Raw genomic sequence first — 16,513 nt, 5'->3', positions numbered from 1 at the left:
GCCTTGCCCCATGGTGAAGGTGGGGCTGACCGGCGGTATCGGTGCCGGCAAGAGCGAAGTGTCACGGCTGCTGGCGTCCTACGGCGCGGTGATCGTGGACTCCGACCGCATCGCCCGCGAGGTCGTCGAGCCGGGCACACCCGGACTCGCCGCGGTCGTCGCGGAGTTCGGCGAGGAGATGCTGCGCGCCGACGGCACGCTGGACCGGCCCCGGCTCGGCGCCCTGGTCTTCTCCGACCCCGAGCGCCTCGCGGCCCTCAACGCCATCGTCCACCCCCTGGTGCGGGAACGCTCCGCCGCGCTGGAGTCGGCGGCCGGGCAGGACGCGGTCGTCGTCCACGACGTGCCGCTGCTGACGGAGAACTCCCTGGCCCCGCTCTACGACCTGGTCGTGGTGGTCGACGCCCGTCCCGAGACGCAGCTGGAGCGGCTGGTGAAGCTGCGGGGCATGTCCGAGGACGAGGCCCGCGCCCGCATGGCCGCCCAGGCCACCCGTGAGGAGCGCCGGGCGGCAGCCGACATCGTCATCGACAACGACGGCCCGCTGGCGGACCTGGAGCCGCGGGTGCGGGAGCTCTGGGAGGACCTGCGCGCCCGCTGAGACCCCGGCGCCGTGGCGCAGCCCGGTGCCCCGGGCCGTCCGGGCGCGGAATCGGGCGGGCGGCCGCGGTGTTGTGCCGGTGTCGTGGGTGCGCGGGAGGTCGGCCGCGCACCGCACTGGCGCGACCGCCCGCGCCGCCGGCGGTACGTACGAGAGGAGCACAACGTGCCGGACCGCAGTCCCGAGACCGACGTCATCGACTTCCGCGCCGCCGAGCAGTTGCTGTCCGCCCGCGATCCCCGCGGCGCGGTGAAGCTGCTCGACCCCCTCATCACCGCCCACCCGGAGAACACCGCGGCCCGGCTGCTGCGGGCCCGTGCCTTCTTCCTCGCCGCCTCCCTGCGCTCTGCCGAGCTGGAGTTCCAGGTGGTGCTGGAGCGCGAGCCGGACAACGCCTTCGCGCACTACGCGCTGGGCCGCACCCTGGAGCGCGCCGCCCGCGTCGACGAGGCCCGTCGCCACTTCCGCCTCGCTGCCGCGCTGGAGCCCCGCCCCGACTTCGTCGCGGCGGCACGTTTCGACGACGAGTGACGGGCGGCCCCAAGGCACCGGCCCGCGGCGCGGTCAGGCCGGGGGGAGCCCGCGCTGCCCGATGTGTGCGTGCAGCAGTGCGGTGAACGCGCGCACCGCAGCGGAGCGGTAGCCGCCGTCCCTGGTCAGCAGGGCCGCGGTGCGGTGGGGCAGTGGCGGGTCCAGGGCCAGCGCCGTCAGCCCGGGCCGGTCCTGGGCCACGGCGCGGGGCAGGACGGTGGCCAGCGGGCCGCCCCGGACGATCTCGGCGAGCGCCAGGACGGAGTCCGCCTCGACGGTGACCCGCGGGCGGACGTCCTGGCCGGCGAAGTAGGTGTCGATCCTGGTCCGGGTCGCGAACTCGGTGCCGAGCAGCGCGAGGTCGCGTCCGGCCAGGTCCGCGACGGGAACGGGGTCGGGGGAGGGCGGTGCGTCGGCGCCGGTCACCAGGGCGAGCGTCTCGGTGAACAGCGGTTCGGCACCGATTCCGGGCGCGTGTGCGCCGAGGAAGCCGATCCCCACGTCGAGGTCGCCGGCGAGCAGCGTCTCCTCCAAGTGGTCCTGGGGGGCCTCGCTCACGGTGAGGCGCAGCCCGGGGTGGTGGGCGTGGAGCGCGCCCAGCAGCGGCCCGACGAGGTAGGCGGTGAAGGTGGGGGTGACGCCCAGCCGCAGGCTTCCCAGGGACAGGTCCTGCACGTCCTGTACGGCCCGGTGCGCGGCGGCCAGCTCCCGTACCGCCCGCCGGGCGTGGCGCAGGTAGACCTCGCCCGCGTCCGTCGGGCGCACCGTACGGGCGGTGCGTTCCAGCAGGGGCAGGCCCACCGCCTTCTCCAGCCGGCGGATCTGCTGGGACAGGGTCGGCTGGGAGACGTGCAGGTCCTCGGCCGCCCGGGTGAAGCTGCCGTGCTCCGCGACGGCGAGCAGGTAACGCAGATGACGCAGTTCCACTGGAGCCATACCGCCAGCCTAACCGCCATAGACGGGAGCTATGGCAGTCATGGGTAAGGCGTCTTGGACTCTATAGGCCCAGCTCATCCACACTGGAACGGTCGGTTCGCCCTGCTGTGCCGGACGGTGACCGACGGACCGGAACCCCGAGGACCCACGAAAGGCACCCCATGGAAACGGATCACGTGCAGCGCACCATCGACCTGGCCCGCCAGAACGTCCTCGAAGGGGGGCGCCCGTTCGCCACCGTGATCGTCAAGGACGGCGAGATCATCGCCGAGCGGGCCAACGAGGTCGCCCAGAGCCACGACCCGACGGCCCACGCGGAGGTCCTCGCCATCCGTGACGCGTGCACCCGCCTGGGCACCGAGCACCTGACGGGCGCCACGGTGTACGTGCTGGCGCAGCCCTGCCCGATGTGCCTGGGCGCCCTCTACTACTGCTCGCCGGAAGAGGTCGTGTTCGTCACCACCCGGGACGCCTACGAGCCGCACTACGTCGACGACCGCCGGTACTTCGAACTGAGCACCTTCTACGAGGAGTTCGCCAAGCCGTGGCAGGAGCGCCGGCTGCCGATGCGCCACGAGCCGCGCGAGGGTTCGGTGGACGTCTACCGGCTGTGGCAGGACCGCAACGGCGGTGACCGGCGGGTGCCGGGCGCGCCGGTCGCCGACAACGGGCGCTGACCGCCCCGGGCGCACGAGGGCCCCTCTCCCTGCGGCCGGTTCCAGGGGCCCTCGGCCTGTCCTCACCTGCCGGGGGGCGGAGGGCTTCCCGCCACGTCCCGGCGTCGCCCTCACCCGCCGCACGTCCCCGCTCGTACCGGGCCGGCCCCCGCGCTCAGCGGTGCCGCGGACCGTCGGGCGGCGGGTAGGGCGGGACGTCGGGGCCCGGCTGGTAGTGCGGCCCCTGGTGGATGTGGCGTACCACCACTGCGAGGTCCACGGCGGCCACGGCCGCCACCGCCGCGCACGCCGCCGCCCAGCCGGGTCGGTCCACCAGCACGAACAGCGCGGTACCGCCCGCGGCCCAGACCAGCCCCCACAGGGCGAGCCACCGCCGGGTCCGCAGCGCGCTGCGTGCCTGCACCGGTTCGTAGCCTGTCCGCATCCCTCTCACCTGCCCCGCCTGACGGTGCCCGCGGCGCCGTGCCCTGTACGTGGCCCCCCTCCATCGTGCGCCCCGCTCCCCGCCGCCGTCACGGTCCGCCTCGGCACGCGGGGCCGGGGCAGAGCCGCCGTGCACGCCGACGAGGAGGGCCGGGCGCCGGTGAGGGCCCGTGCTGCCGCCGTCCGATGTCAGTGGTGCCTGCTTGTATGGGGAGCGGCGGCAGCAGGTGGTGGCGGCCACGCCGGGTCCGGCCACGACGGCCGCGGTCCGCGCCTGGGATGGTGGAAGGGGGAGAGATGGAGCACGCAGCGGCTGAGAGGGTCGCCGGGGCGGTGGGGGCAACCCTGGTACGGCCGGCCGCGGGCGGGAACCGGAGGACGGAAGCAGTGCGCGAGGACGGCCGAGGAGCCGCGCAGGGCGGAGCGCTGTCCCGCTGCGCCGCCGTCTTCCTGCCGGCGGACCCGCCCCGCGCCTCGGTCGTCGCCTTCTGGCGGCCGGACGGCGGCCCCCTGCCCGAGGCCGTGACCGAGACCCCCGCAGCGCCCGCCCGGCGGACGCCGGCGCCCGAGGCCCGCCCCGGCCCGGACGCCCACGACCCCGTACCGGGCGTCACCCGCCTCACCGTGGCACGGCTCGGCGCGGGCGGCGTGCGGCGCCAGGAGGTCCCCGCCCTCACCCTGACCGTCCCGGACGCCGTCCCGCTGCTCGCCCGGGCCCGCCTGGACCCGTCCTCGCACCCCACCGCGGCGTGCTGGGGCGCGGCGGTGCACCACGCCCTCCACCTGGCGGCGCGCGGCCGCCTGCTGCCCGGGCTGACGGGCACCGACGCCGACGCCTGGCGCGCCGGACCGTGGGACGCCGAGGACGTCGCCCATGCCCGCGCCGTCGCCGACGCCCTCCCGCCGGAGGGGTACGCCGTGCCACTGCCGGGCAGCGGACCGCTGCGCGTCCCCGAGCCGCTGGCCCTGGTGCGGGCGCTGTGCGACGCGGTCGTCGACGCGCTGCCGCGCACCCCGGCGGCCGGTCACCTCAGCCCTACGGCTTTCGGCGCCTGGCCCGTCCACCGCCTGCCGGAGGCCCGCCCCTGGGCCGCGCGGGTCGCGGCGGGCACCGACGCCGGGGTGCGGCTCTCGCTCCGCCTCGACCTCGACCCCCACCGGCTCTACGACCGCCGTGCCGAGGACGCCGCCGGCCCGGCGGCGGACGACGGGGCACCGCTCCCACCGCAGGCCGCCGGTCCCGACGCCCCCGAGGCAGGCCCTGACGGCTCCGGGCCCGGCTCCGGCGACCGGGCGCAGGCCCACTCCGGCGGCGGACACGGTCCCGGCGGCGGCATCGGTGACGCCCCGGGTGAGCCGCCCGGTGTCCACCTCGGTACCGGCCCCTCCCGCGGCGCCGGTCCGTCCACCGGCATGGAGGAACGCGCGGCAGCTGCCGTCGTCCCGCAGGTGCACAGCCTCCGGGACCCCACCCTGCTGGCGGACGCCGCAGAGCTGTGGACGGACGAGGCGCCGGCAGGCATGGGGGAGCGTGCCCGGGCCGCGACCCACCTCGCGCTGCGCCGGGCGGCTGACCTCTGGCCGCCGCTCGGACGGCTTCTGGAGCGGCCCGTTCCCGACGTGCTGCCGTTGAGCGAGAACGAACTCCACGACCTGCTGGCCGAGGCCTCTCCGCGACTGGCAGCGGCGGGCGTCGCCGTCCACTGGCCGAGGGACTTCGCCCGCGGGCTCACCACGACCGCCGTGGTGCGGCAGGCGCCGGGCACCGCCGCCGACGGCTTCGGGTTCTTCGACGCCGGGCGGCTCGCGGAGGTCCGCTGGCGCTTCGACCTGGACGGCGTGACGCTCACCGAGGAGGAGGTGGACGCCCTCGCCGAAGCCCACCGGCCCCTGGTGCGGCTCCGCGACCAGTGGGTGCCGGTCGACCCCGCCCTGGTACGCCGGGCGCGCCGCCGCGAGCTGGGGCACCTCGCACCCCCGGACGCCCTCGCCGCCGCCCTCTCCGGCACCGCGGAGCTGCCCGAGGGGCGGCTGGAGGTGATCCCCACCGGTGTCCTCGCCGCCCTGCGCGAGACCCTCGGTGCCCCGCCCGCGCCCTGCGCCGAGCCCGCCGGGCTGACCACCACCCTCCGCGGCTACCAGCGCCGCGGCGTCGGCTGGCTCGACCGCATGACCTCGCTGGGGCTCGGGGGCTGCCTGGCCGACGACATGGGACTGGGCAAGACCGTCACCGTCATCGCCCTCCACCTGCTGCGACGCCCTACCCGGCCGTGGCTCGTGGTGTGCCCGGCGTCGCTGCTCGGCAACTGGCAGCGGGAGATCGAACGCTTCGCGCCCGGCACGGCCGTGCACCGCTTCCACGGCCCGGGCCGCAGCCTGGCCGGCGTCACCGACGGGTTCGTGCTGACGACCTACCAGACCATGCGCTCCAGGGCGGCGGAACTGGCCGGGCACCGCTGGTCGCTGGTGGTCGCCGACGAGGCGCAGCACGTCAAGAACGCGCGCTCCGCCACGGCCCGCGCACTGCGCGACATCCCCGCGCCCGCCCGCGTCGCCCTCACCGGCACCCCGGTGGAGAACAACCTCTCCGAACTGTGGGCGCTGCTGGACTGGACGACGCCCGGCCTGCTCGGACCACTGACCTCCTTCCGGGCGCTGCACGCCCGGGACGTGGAGGGCGGCGAACACCCCGAGGCCGCCGCCCGGCTGGCGCGGCTGGTCAGGCCGTTCGTGCTGCGGCGCACCAAGTCCGACCCCGGCATCGTGCCCGAACTCCCGCCGAAGACCGAGACCGACCACCCCGTCGGCCTGGGCCGCGAACAGGCGGCCCTCTACCGGGCGGTGGTGCGGGAGACGATGGACCGCATCGCGAACGCCCGCGGCATGGCCCGCCGCGGACTGGTGATGTCCCTCCTCACCTCGCTCAAACAGATCTGCAACCACCCGGCGCAGTACCTCAAGGAGACGGTCCCCGGACTGACCGCGCGCTCCGGCAAGCTCGAACTCCTCGACGAACTGCTGGACACCGTCCTGGCCGAGGGCGGGGCCGCGCTGGTCTTCACCCAGTACGTCGAGATGGCCCGGCTGCTGGAACGCCACCTCACCTCCCGTGGCGTGCCCGTCCAGCTCCTGCACGGCGGCACGCCGGTCGCCGCGCGCCAGGAGATGGTCGACAGGTTCCAGTCCGGAGCGGTGCCCGTCTTCCTGCTCTCCCTGAAGGCCGCCGGTACCGGCCTGAACCTCACCCGGGCCGGCCACGTCATCCACTACGACCGCTGGTGGAACCCGGCCGTCGAGGACCAGGCCACCGACCGCGCGTACCGCATCGGCCAGACCCAGCCCGTCCAGGTCCACCGCCTCGTCGCGGAGGGCACGGTGGAGGAGCGGATCGCCGAACTCCTGACCGCCAAGCGCGCCCTGGCCGACGCGGTGCTCAGCGGCGGGGAGGCGGCGCTGACCGAACTCACCGACGCCGAACTGTCCGACCTGGTCCGGCTGCGGAGGCGACCGTGAGCCCGCACCGGCCCGACGAGCGGCCCACCCCGTACCCCGGCCCCGCGCCCCGCCGGCGGCGACAGCCCTTCCGTACCGCACCGGGGGGCGAGGCACCAGGGGCGAACCCACCGGGAAGGCCCGCATGCGGGAACGACCCACTCGGCGCCGACGCACCCGGGAGCAACGCGCCGGACACCGAGACGCGGCCAAACTCCCACGCGACCTCCGCTGACGCACGGACCTGGTGGGGGAGGACGTGGCTTGCGGCATGGGAGGAGGCGGCGACCGACGCCGGGCGCCTTGCGCGCGGCCGCTCCTACGCCAGGGACGGCCACGTCGGCGAGATCACCGTCAGCTCCGGCCGGGTCCAGGCTCCGGTGCACGGCAGCCGGGCCCAGCCCTACCGCGCGGGGTTCCGGGTACCGCCGCTGGCGGATACCGACTGGGAGGCGCTCCTGGAAGGGGTGGCCGCGGCCCCCGAACAGCTCGAAGCCCTGCTCGGCGGACGGCTGCCCGAGGAGCTGACCCTGGGCGGCGTCCCGCTGCTGCCCGCCCCCGGGGAACTCCGCCCGTACTGCTCGTGCCCGGACCGCGGCCACCCCTGCAAGCACGCCGCCGCCCTCTGCTTCAGGACCGCGCGCCTCCTGGACGCCGACCCCCTCCTCCTGCTCCGGCTGCGGGGCCGCGAGGAGCGGACGGTGCTGGCGGACCTCCAGCAGCGCAACGACCGCCTCTCCGCCGCGCCGACCGTCCCCGCCCCCGGCCAGGACACCGGTGTCCCCGCGCTGCACGCCCTGACCCGCGGCCCGTCCCCGGCGGCCCGCCTCGCCCTGCCGCCGCTGCTCCCGCTGCCCGACCTCCCCGGCCCGGCGCCCACCCTCCCGGACACCCGCGGACTGGCCACGCCCGCCACGACGCTGGAGGTGCTCGCCGCCGACGCCGGACGCCGCGCCCACGCGTTCCTGAGCGCCTGCCACGCCGCCTCCCCCACCGCTCGGCAGGAACGGGAGCCCGTCGCCGACACGCCGACGACCGCACCGCGCGAAGCCGATGGCGGGACGCCCGCCGGCGGGAAAGCCGTTGGCGGGACACCCGCGGGCACGAGGACGGGTGCCGCCGGCACCGTCCCGCCGTCCGGGGCACGGCTGTTCGCGGCGGGCCTGGGGACCTGGCGCGACGCCGTGCGGCTGGCCGCGGCCCTGCCCACCTCGGGCCTGACCACGACCACCCGCGGCCTCTACCGCGACCTGGCGGCTGCGACCGGGCGCACCGTGGAGGAACTGGTCCGCTCGGTCGCCGCATGGCGCCAGGGCGAGGAGGAGGGCCTGGCGCTCCAGGAGGAGACCTGGGACCCGCCGGCCGGGGACTTCGACCGGGCTCGCGGTGCCCTCTCGGCCGCGGGCCTGCCGGCGCTGCGTCCCCACCGCAACCGTCTCACCGCCTCCGACCTAGGCGTCCAGCTCCGCTTCGGCCGCGACGGCCGCTGGTACCCCTACGAGTCCGAGCCGGGCACAGCCGACTGGTGGCCGGCGGGCCGCCCCCACCGCGACCCCACCACGGTCCTTCGAGCGCTCCTGGGGTGAACCGGGGAGCGCTCTCGTTCGGTGCGTTGGTGCGTTGGTGCGTTGGTGCGTCGGGGCATTGGCTTGCACCGCTTCGGACACCTGGCACGGCAGGACCCCGCCCGCGACTGACGCAGAATTTCCCATGGCGTGGACCGTAGTGGACCCTCACGAATCCCCGCGGAATCCACATCAGTTGAACCACTCGCCATTACGTCATGTTCACAAGCGAGAACTACCCGTGCGCTTCGGCAAAGGGGCGAACGGTGTAACCCGTGGGTCAATCAGGCTAGTTGCGGACGATTTTAACCCAACCGCCCCGCCAACCTGACGTGGCCACAGGTGGTGATAGGTTCACCCGAACCGCAGCGCCGACTCACGTGGGCGCAGTGCACATTCACGGGGGTCTTTCAGGAATGACCAGCATTGACAGTTTCAGGGTTGACCCGGACGAGCTCCGATCCGGCGCCTCGGATGTATTGAAATGCCTGACGCCCGCCAGGGGTGCCGACTTCTCGACGCTGAACGACGACTTCGACGGTACCGATCAGGGCGACAAGATCCTCGCTGACAAGTTCGAGTCCTTCTGCAACACATGGGACGTGGCTCATCGCGTTCTTGACGACCGATCGGAAGACGTGTCGGACAAGCTGAAGCGCGAAGCTGACACATACGAATTCAACGAAGCCCATATCGGCGAATACATGAAGTATGTCGATCAGCACAAAGACGGTTCGGGGCTGTAGCGAGACGCGGGGGCGGGCATGACACAGGAATTGGGCGGGACCACGGACCCCAGGGAACTGATACCCGGCAATGTCGGGGCCGTGGAGGGTGTCGCGCGGGCCCTGCGGAAGCAGTCCGAAAAATTCGAGACCGTCGCGCGCGGCCTCGGCGCCGTACGCATATCAGGCTGGCACGGTCCGGCCAGTGACCAGTTCTCGGACAGGCTTTCCGGGGAGAAGAAGAACTGGCTCTACGCCTCCGACGCGCTGTCCGACGCAGCCTCGGCGATCAGCAGATATGCCAGTGCGCTCGGCGCGGCACAGGACAAGGCGCAGGACGCCATCGAGTTGTGGGAGGGAGGCGAGAGGGCCCAGGCCCAGCTGGTCCTCCACAACGCCCGGAACTACGTGCGGGAAGAGGCTGACACCGCGGCGGGAAAGCTGGAAAATGCGGCCGGCGGCGCCTCCAACGCACCTTCCTGGCTTCAGAGGGCGAGCAAGACCGCTGAGCAGATGGAGGAGTCGGGAAAGTCAAGCATGCCCTGGAAAGAGCATGAATCCGACCCGCTCAGCGATCAGCGAAAGAGGCATTTCGGCGCCTCAACACCCGACCCGGACGCGTCCACCGACGACACCGAAGGGGGAAAGTCCCGCTCCTTCGAGGCCAAGCTGTGGGAGCGGAAGGGTGAGGCGAAGGTCTGGGGCAAGGAGGCCGAAGGTGAGTCGCAGTTCGGCGACGACGGAAAGGTCTCCGGAAAGGCCGGCGTCAAACTGCTCGGCGTGGACGGAACGGTGGGCGCGTCGGTCAAGGACGGCAGGCTCGAGGCCACGCTCGGAGGTAAGGCGTATCTGGCGCAGGCGTCCGCGGAGGGAGGAGTCGAGTACGGTCCCGCCGCCCTCAAGGCGGACGCGGAGGCTTTCGCCGGCGCCGAGGCTCAAGGCAGTCTGTCAGCAGGAAAGGACGGGGTGCACGCGGGCGCCGAGGCGTTCGCGGGCGCCAAGGCGACGGCCAACGCCCACGCGGACGTGGGCGGCATCGGGGCCGGTGCCACCGCCGAGGGGTGGGCCGGGGTGGGGGCCGAGGCCCACGCGGACCTCGGCGTGAAGAACGGGAAGTTCGAGATCGGCGCCGACGTGGGGGTGGGACTCGGCCTCGGGGGGAAGGTCGGGTTCCAAGTCGAGGTCGACCCACAGAAGGTCGTGGACACGGTCGGTGACATAGGGGACAAGGTGGGTGAAGGGCTCGACGCGGTGGGTAACGGGTTGGAGTCCCTCAATCCCTTCGGATAACACTGGGCCGCGCACCTCGCACACTAGGGAGTTGACCGACAATGGCAACCACACTGCCCCTGAAAATCGAGTTCTCACTGCCGGAGGGCTGGCAGCCGGCGCCCCCCGACGAGGTCGGTGCTCCGGGGGTGGCTTTCATTGCCCTCCATCCCGCATCGCAGGACACCTTCACCGCGAATATCACCATCGCGGGCAAGGACCACGAGGGGGATGTCGACCTGATGGCCCTCGCGCACGAGTCGGTTCAGCGCCTACGTGAGGGGGCCGCGGTGAGCGTCGCCCGGCAGGCTCAGGGAGGGACACCGGAGATTCCCGCCCTGACGCAGACTCTGCGTGTCTCCACCACATTGCGTAAGCGGCCCACCGAACTGATCCAGAACCAGGTTTACCTGCTCATGCGCGACGCGCGCGACCCGTCCAGGAAGGCGGTGATCGAACTCGCGCTGACGGCCAAACAGTCGCAGCTGGAACAGGTCGCGGAGGACTTCGAGGAATTCGTCCGGTCCATTCGGCCGGCGAACTCCGGCAAGGCATGAGACATGGGCACTCCGATGCCCGCGGTGAGCCTCGGTGACGTGTCGCCAGGGCTCACCGCGGGCTTAACCCTTCTCAGTACGTGCGTGTGGCCTGGACGGGCAACTGGTCCACGACGTCGCAGAGATAGTCCAGCATCTGGTCGATGTGTTCCGCCAGCAGGCGCCCGGGGCGTGAGGTGATGAGGAGGTCGCCCTGGAAGCGGAGCGGCCAGTCGCGAGAGCGTTCATCGGACATGAGAAACCTCGTCAACGGACCTGACAGGATTTCTCGTGCGGACTTCTGCTCGTCGGCGACCAGGAGGAATGTGTCGTCGAACGCGGGGTCGCCCAACTCCATCACCCTGCCGGCGCTGAACACATTCTCCATGCGGGCGTTCACCTTGTCACCGAACCGCGGTTTCTTGACGATCAGCCGTGGCACGGACGTCGAAAGAGTCACTGTGAACAGGGCGAAGTGCTTCACCGTGTCCGGCCCGTCCACGTCCCTGTCCCGCCGGACATACTCGAAGCAACTGATCGTGCGGCCACGGTACTCACCCACGATGTGGTCCTGTACGGGCACGTTCTTGCACGTGGTGGGCAGTGGGGAACCGCCGCAGTAGCGATCGGCCCCGTCGGGCACGACACCGACGTGTGTCCACCCTCGGTTCCTCACCAACTGCATGATTTCTTCACGCCGTTGCGGGTTTGGGCTCCCCTTCTTCTTCCCTCGTAGCCAAACCCATATGCCGCCGACCAGAGCGGCGACCATGAACAGGAGGGTGCCGAGCGCAATGAGTCCTTCCTGAGCCTCTTCCATGCGGCATGAGTATGTCGGACAGTGCGGCGGAAGCGAATACCGGGGCCACGGGACCACTCCGCGCCGGATTCCGCCTGCCGGGAGGCGGACGGGCGTGCCGGGCGCCCCACGGACGGCGCAGCTTCGACCGTCCCGGGACCCCTCAGCTCGTCCTCGGTGCGAAGCCGCCTCCGCGCCCGAGGCAGTCGTCGGCCCGACGCTCGACGATCTTGACCAGGTCTTCGCCTGCCGCACGCGGCTACGTCCCCGCCCCGGCTGCGCACTGCTTACGTTCCTCTCAGCAGAAGGGAATCCCGTCCCACCGCCGCAGTGCTCATCCAGCCCGGCGCCGACGCTCGAGCCCGCCGCACAGCGGGCCGGGCCCGTACCTGCGCGGAGGCTCCCGGCTCTCCCTTCGCTTCGGCGCCGCAGCCCGAGAACCGGCCATGGTGCTGAGCCGGCAGGACCGGACCGGTGAAGTGCAGCGCCCCACCTTGAAGCCCGGCGGCCTAAGGTCGGGGACGTGGAAGGTCTCGACGTACTCACCGGCGCCCTCGCCCGGCGCACCCCCGACCGGCTGGCCGCCCTCCTCGTCCGGTACGCGGAGCCGCTCTCCCGCAGGCCCGCGCCGACCACCCTGCGCGAACTGGCGACGGCGCTGTGGTCCTACGAGACGCTGCACCACGTCGTCCTCCACCTGGACCACCCGCGTCTGACGGTGCTCGCCGCCGCGGCACGCGTCAGCCAGGCACGGGCCGCCGGGAGCGCGACGGCCCCCGAGACGCCGGCCGCGGACGCCGGATACCAGACGCTGTTCTCGCACAGCCTCACCTTCACCCATCTCGCCAGCGCCCCCGTACCGTTCGCGGAACTCCACGCGGCCCTCGACACCACCCGGGCGGGCGCGGCACGTACCGCAGTCGAGGCGGCCGTGGACCGGCTCCGCCGCGACGCACTGCTGGTCGTCGCCGAGCCGTACACCGCCGAGGGGGAGGACGCGGCGCTGCTCCTGCCACCCCGGCTGCCGCAACTCCTCGGACGCGTCGGTTCCGGCCCTCTCGTCCCCGCCCCGCCCGCACCCTTCCCGCCGCTCCCCGCAGCCCCCGCCCCCGGCCGGGCAGCCGCGGACGACGGCCCTGAGAGCCGCTGCGGCGGGGCGAGCGGGACCTCAGGGCCCGACCGCGACCTCGTGGCGGACGAGGCGCAGGTGGCCCTGACCGTCTTCCTGGCCACCGCCGACCGGCTGCTGCACGCCCTCGCCGAACGTCCGGCCACTCTCCGCAAGGCCGGTGGGCTCGCCGTACGCGAGATCCGCCGGCTCGCCGAGGCCGCCGGAGCCGGCGTGGCGCGGACCCGGCTCCTGCTGGACCTGACACTGGCCGCCGGCCTGACCGCCCTCTCCCGCACCCCGGCCGGCATCACCGCCGCACCCACGGCCGCCTACGACGACTGGCTGGCGGCCCCTTCGGCGCAGCGGGCCGTCCCGCTCCTGAGCGCCTGGCGCGATCTGTGGCACGTCCCCGGCCACGAGCCCCCCGGCGTCACCCCCACCGCCCTGGTGCGCGGTGAGGACCGGCACGCCCCCGCCCTGCGGTACGCACTGCTCGCCGCCCTGGCCGAGGGCACCGCCGGGCCCGGGCCGCGAGTCGCCGTCCCCGCCGCCCGGACCGGCCGGCCGACGCCCACGGCACCGCCGAGGGGCCCCGACGACCACGAACTGGCGCGCGCCCTCACCGCCACCGCGGCCTGGCACCGGCCACTGGCCTTCACCGAGGAGGCCCCGGACACCGACCGGGCCGCAGCATGCCTGGCCGAGGCCGCCTACCTGGGACTCGTCGCCCACGCCACCCTCACCCCGGCCGGCACCGCCCTCCTGGGCGCGTCCGGCACTGCCGAGGCCCCGCCCCCCGGCGGTGACGACCTGCCGGGAGTCGAGGAGGCCGAGGCAGCGCTGGCCCGTACGCTGCACTCCCTCCTGCCGCAGCCGCTGGACCACGCCCATTTCCAGAGCGACGCCACGGCCACCGTCACCGGGACCCCCGCCCCGCAGCTCACCGCACTGCTGACCTCGGTGGCGACCCGGGAGACCGGAGATGCCGCCGTGACCTGGCGGTTCAGCAGCACCTCGGTGCGCGCCGCCCTCACTGCGGGGCACCGTGCGTCAAGCCTCCTGGACGCCCTGGCCGCCGTCTCTGCCACCGGTGCACTGCCGCCGGCCCTGACCACGCTGATCACCGAGGCGGCCCGCAGCCACGGCCGCCTCCGGGTCCTTCCCGCGGCGTCCCCCGGCGCCTGCCGCGTGCAGTGCGACGAGTCCTCGCTGGCCGCCGAACTCCTCGTGGCGGAGGGCCTGCAGGTCCTGGAACTGCGGCCGGAGACGAGCACGGTGCTTGCCGGCTCGCAGTCCCCGGCGGCGACCCTGTCAGCCCTGCGCAGCGCCGGGTACGCACCGACAGCGGCCGACGGTTCCGGAACCCCCCTCCTCGAACGGCCCGCCGCCCACCGGGCCCCCACCACCGCACCCCGTGCCGTCGACCGCCTCGCACAGGCCCGCCGGCTCCTGGACCGTGAGGCGGAGGCGCGCGTGCCCTGACCGCCGCACGGCCTCGCCGACGCGCTGTCCAGGAGCGGGCGGGCCGTCGACAAGCCCGGCCCTCCGCGTCCGGCGCCGGCCGCCCCGCGCACAATGGGGGAGTGCAGTGGGAAGCGATCACCTGGGACCGGCTGACCGACGCGCTTGCCGAGCACCTGCTCCGCACGGCCCCCGAGGGCGGCGGCCCCTGGCTGCGCGTCGCACTCGACGGGGCACCGGCGGCCCACCCCGAGGACCTGGCCGGCCGCCTGGCGGAGGCACTGCGGCTCGGGGGGCGGGAGGTGCACCGGGTCGACGCCCACGGCTTCCTGCGGCCGGCCTCGCTGCGACTGGAGTACGGCCACCACGACGCCGACGCCTACTACACCGAGTGGTTCGACCGCCGGGCGCTGTGGCGGGAGGTGTTCACGCCGCTGGAGGCGGGGGGCACGGGCCGGGTCCTGCCCGACCTCTGGGACCCCGTCACGGACCGGGCCACCCGCAGCCCGTACACCCGGCTCGCCCCCGGCGGCGTCCTGCTGCTGCACGGACCGCTGCTGTTCGGGCAGTGGTTCCCCTTCGACCTGTCCGTCCACCTGAGCCTGTCGCCCGCCGCGCTGGAGCGGGCGACACCGCAGGACGAGCGGTGGACGCTGCCGGCGTTCGCCCGCTACGAGGCGGAGGTGGCGCCGGCCGGGGCAGCCGACGTCGTGGTACGCGTCGACCACCCCCGCAGGCCGGCGTGGAGCGGCCCGCCCCCGACCGGGCACTGAACGCGCCCGGGCCGGCCGCCGGTTCAGCTCAGGTCGACGCCGGGGTACAGCGGGTGCCGGTCCAGCAGTTCCGCGGCGCGCTCGGCGACCTTCGCCGCCACCCCTGCGGCGATCGCGTAGCGGGCCTTGGAGGGCCCGCCGGCTCCGGTGCCCGACGGCGAGGTCGCGCGCAGCACCGTGTCGATGAGCTCGGCGATCTCGTCCATCTCCGCGCCGCCGAGGCCCCGGGTGGTGAGCGCCGGGGTACCCAGCCGGACGCCCGAGGTGTACCAGGCGCCGTTGGGGTCGCGGGGCACCGCGTTGCGGTTGGTGACGATGCCGGCGTCCAGCAGCGCGGCCTCCGCCTGCCGCCCCGTCAGGCCGTAACCCTGGACGTCGAGCAGGACGAGGTGGTTGTCGGTGCCACCGGTGACCAGGGACGCACCGCGGTGCAGCAACCCCTCCGCCAGGGCGCGGGCGTTGTCCACCACGCGCTGCGCGTAGTCGCCGAACGCCGGCTGCCGGGCCTCCGCCAGCGCCACCGCCTTCGCCGCCATCATGTGGGGCAGCGGTCCGCCCAGGACCATCGGGCAGCCCCGGTCGACGTGCTCGGCGAGGTCCTCGTGGCAGAGCACCATGCCGCCCCGCGGTCCGCGCAGCGACTTGTGGGTGGTGGTGGTCACCACGCCGGCGTGCGGCACCGGGTCGAAGTCACCGGTGAGGACCTTGCCGGCCACCAGGCCGGCGAAGTGGGCCATGTCCACCATCAGCGTCGCCCCGACCTCGTCGGCGATCTCCCGCATGATGCGGAAGTTGACCCGCCGCGGGTACGCGGAGTAGCCGGCGACGAGCACCAGCGGCCGGAACTCGCGGGCCGCCGCCCGCACCGCGTCGTAGTCGAGCAGCCCCGTCTCCGGGTCCGTGCCGTAGCTGCGCTGCTCGAACATCTTGCCGGAGATGTTGGGGCGGAAGCCGTGCGTGAGGTGCCCGCCGGCGTCCAGGGACATACCGAGCATGCGCTGGTCGCCCAGGGCCCGCCGCAGCTGCGCCCAGTCCTCCTCGGACAGGTCGTTGACGTGGCGCACCCCCGCCCGGGCCAGCGCCGGGCTCTCCACGCGCTGGGCGAGGACGGCCCAGAACGCGACGAGGTTGGCGTCGATGCCGGAGTGCGGCTGCACATAGGCGTGCGGGGCGCCGAAAACCGCGCGGGCGTGCTCGGCGGCGACCGACTCGATCGTGTCGACACTGCGGCAGCCGGCGTAGAAGCGGCGGCCGACGGTGCCCTCGGCGTACTTGTCGGTGAGCCAGTTGCCCATCGCCAGCATCACGGCGGGTGAGGCGTAGTTCTCGCTGGCGATGAGCTTGAGGGACGCCCGCTGGTCGGCGATCTCGGCGCCGATGGCGTCGGCGATACGGGGTTCGACCTGGCGGACGACGTCCAGGGCGCTGCGGAAGGCGGTGGACGCCTGCTCGGACGCGACGGGGTGGTTCGTCATGGGGCCTCCTGGGTGACGGTAGGCGGCCCAGGCGCGCGACCTCGAAATCCAGGCTCGGCCGCTTCCCCGTGGTCGGTTCCACTTGTGCGCCAGTTGCGGCCGTGGGCGAGTCTAACAACGCGGCCGCGGTCCCCACCCC

14 protein-coding genes and 1 riboswitch are annotated in these 16,513 nt (G+C 73.9%); of the genes, 10 read left to right on the top strand and 4 right to left on the bottom strand.

Features of this window, described 5'->3' with window-relative positions:
• Positions 1-10: 10 nt before the first annotated feature.
• Both coaE and ACFV3R_RS13935 read left to right on the top strand, forming a co-directional pair.
• On the top strand, positions 11-601 hold the full coding sequence (gene coaE, locus ACFV3R_RS13940) for a dephospho-CoA kinase (RefSeq protein WP_385580789.1): 591 nt from the start codon (positions 11-13) through the stop codon (positions 599-601).
• A 165-nt stretch (positions 602-766) separates the two neighbouring features.
• Positions 767-1,132, top strand: coding sequence for a tetratricopeptide repeat protein (locus ACFV3R_RS13935; protein ID WP_385580786.1), 366 nt, complete (start codon positions 767-769; stop codon positions 1,130-1,132).
• Positions 1,133-1,165: 33 nt separating this feature from the next.
• Here the strand turns inward: ACFV3R_RS13935 and cynR are convergent, their stop codons facing one another.
• Entirely contained in the window at positions 1,166-2,068 is a 903-nt protein-coding gene (gene cynR, locus ACFV3R_RS13930; RefSeq protein WP_385580783.1) for a transcriptional regulator CynR, read from the bottom strand.
• 161 nt (positions 2,069-2,229) lie between these two features.
• On the opposite strand from cynR, the gene ACFV3R_RS13925 reads away from it, so the two are divergent.
• Complete coding sequence (locus ACFV3R_RS13925; RefSeq protein WP_385580780.1) at positions 2,230-2,745, top strand: nucleoside deaminase; 516 nt, start codon at positions 2,230-2,232, stop codon at positions 2,743-2,745.
• A 154-nt stretch (positions 2,746-2,899) separates the two neighbouring features.
• On the opposite strand, the gene ACFV3R_RS13920 is transcribed toward ACFV3R_RS13925, so the two are convergent.
• Positions 2,900-3,169 carry a DUF6343 family protein gene (locus ACFV3R_RS13920; RefSeq protein WP_385580777.1) on the bottom strand — a complete coding sequence of 90 codons (270 nt, stop codon included), beginning with the start codon at positions 3,167-3,169 and terminating at the stop codon, positions 2,900-2,902.
• A 296-nt stretch (positions 3,170-3,465) separates the two neighbouring features.
• On the opposite strand from ACFV3R_RS13920, the gene ACFV3R_RS13915 reads away from it, so the two are divergent.
• The 5 genes from ACFV3R_RS13915 (at position 3,466) to ACFV3R_RS13895 (ending at position 10,776) form a co-directional block, all read left to right on the top strand.
• Entirely contained in the window at positions 3,466-6,681 is a 3,216-nt protein-coding gene (locus ACFV3R_RS13915) for an SNF2-related protein (RefSeq protein ID WP_385580774.1), read from the top strand.
• Between the two features lie 359 nt (positions 6,682-7,040).
• On the top strand, positions 7,041-8,246 hold the full coding sequence (locus ACFV3R_RS13910; RefSeq protein ID WP_385580771.1) for an SWIM zinc finger family protein: 1,206 nt from the start codon (positions 7,041-7,043) through the stop codon (positions 8,244-8,246).
• A 395-nt stretch (positions 8,247-8,641) separates the two neighbouring features.
• Positions 8,642-8,971, top strand: a complete 330-nt coding sequence (locus ACFV3R_RS13905; protein WP_385580769.1) for a hypothetical protein — start codon at positions 8,642-8,644, stop codon at positions 8,969-8,971.
• An 18-nt stretch (positions 8,972-8,989) separates the two neighbouring features.
• On the top strand, positions 8,990-10,240 hold the full coding sequence (locus ACFV3R_RS13900; protein WP_385580766.1) for a putative T7SS-secreted protein: 1,251 nt from the start codon (positions 8,990-8,992) through the stop codon (positions 10,238-10,240).
• 41 nt (positions 10,241-10,281) lie between these two features.
• On the top strand, positions 10,282-10,776 hold the full coding sequence (locus tag ACFV3R_RS13895) for a hypothetical protein (protein WP_385580762.1): 495 nt from the start codon (positions 10,282-10,284) through the stop codon (positions 10,774-10,776).
• A 73-nt stretch (positions 10,777-10,849) separates the two neighbouring features.
• Here ACFV3R_RS13895 and ACFV3R_RS13890 read toward each other — a convergent pair whose 3' ends face one another.
• The gene (locus ACFV3R_RS13890; protein ID WP_385580758.1) at positions 10,850-11,575 is read right to left on the bottom strand and encodes a hypothetical protein; all 726 of its coding nucleotides are present in this window, start codon (positions 11,573-11,575) and stop codon (positions 10,850-10,852) included.
• Positions 11,576-12,077: 502 nt separating this feature from the next.
• Between ACFV3R_RS13890 and ACFV3R_RS13885 the strand changes: the two genes are divergently transcribed.
• The gene (locus ACFV3R_RS13885; protein WP_385580755.1) at positions 12,078-14,147 is read left to right on the top strand and encodes a helicase-associated domain-containing protein; all 2,070 of its coding nucleotides are present in this window, start codon (positions 12,078-12,080) and stop codon (positions 14,145-14,147) included.
• A 101-nt stretch (positions 14,148-14,248) separates the two neighbouring features.
• Positions 14,249-14,899 carry a uridine kinase gene (locus ACFV3R_RS13880; RefSeq protein WP_385580753.1) on the top strand — a complete coding sequence of 217 codons (651 nt, stop codon included), beginning with the start codon at positions 14,249-14,251 and terminating at the stop codon, positions 14,897-14,899.
• A gap of 23 nt (positions 14,900-14,922) precedes the next feature.
• Here the strand turns inward: ACFV3R_RS13880 and ACFV3R_RS13875 are convergent, their stop codons facing one another.
• The gene (locus ACFV3R_RS13875) at positions 14,923-16,374 is read right to left on the bottom strand and encodes a glycine hydroxymethyltransferase (protein ID WP_385580750.1); all 1,452 of its coding nucleotides are present in this window, start codon (positions 16,372-16,374) and stop codon (positions 14,923-14,925) included.
• An 18-nt stretch (positions 16,375-16,392) separates the two neighbouring features.
• Positions 16,393-16,481: riboswitch (ZMP/ZTP riboswitch) on the bottom strand.
• Positions 16,482-16,513: the final 32 nt, after the last annotated feature.

The organism is Streptomyces sp. NPDC059740 (genome assembly GCF_042733155.1).
Lineage (GTDB): Bacteria > Actinomycetota > Actinomycetes > Streptomycetales > Streptomycetaceae > Streptomyces.
The sequence above is the reverse complement of the archived record's forward strand: the minus strand, read 5'-3'. Positions and strand labels throughout refer to the sequence as shown.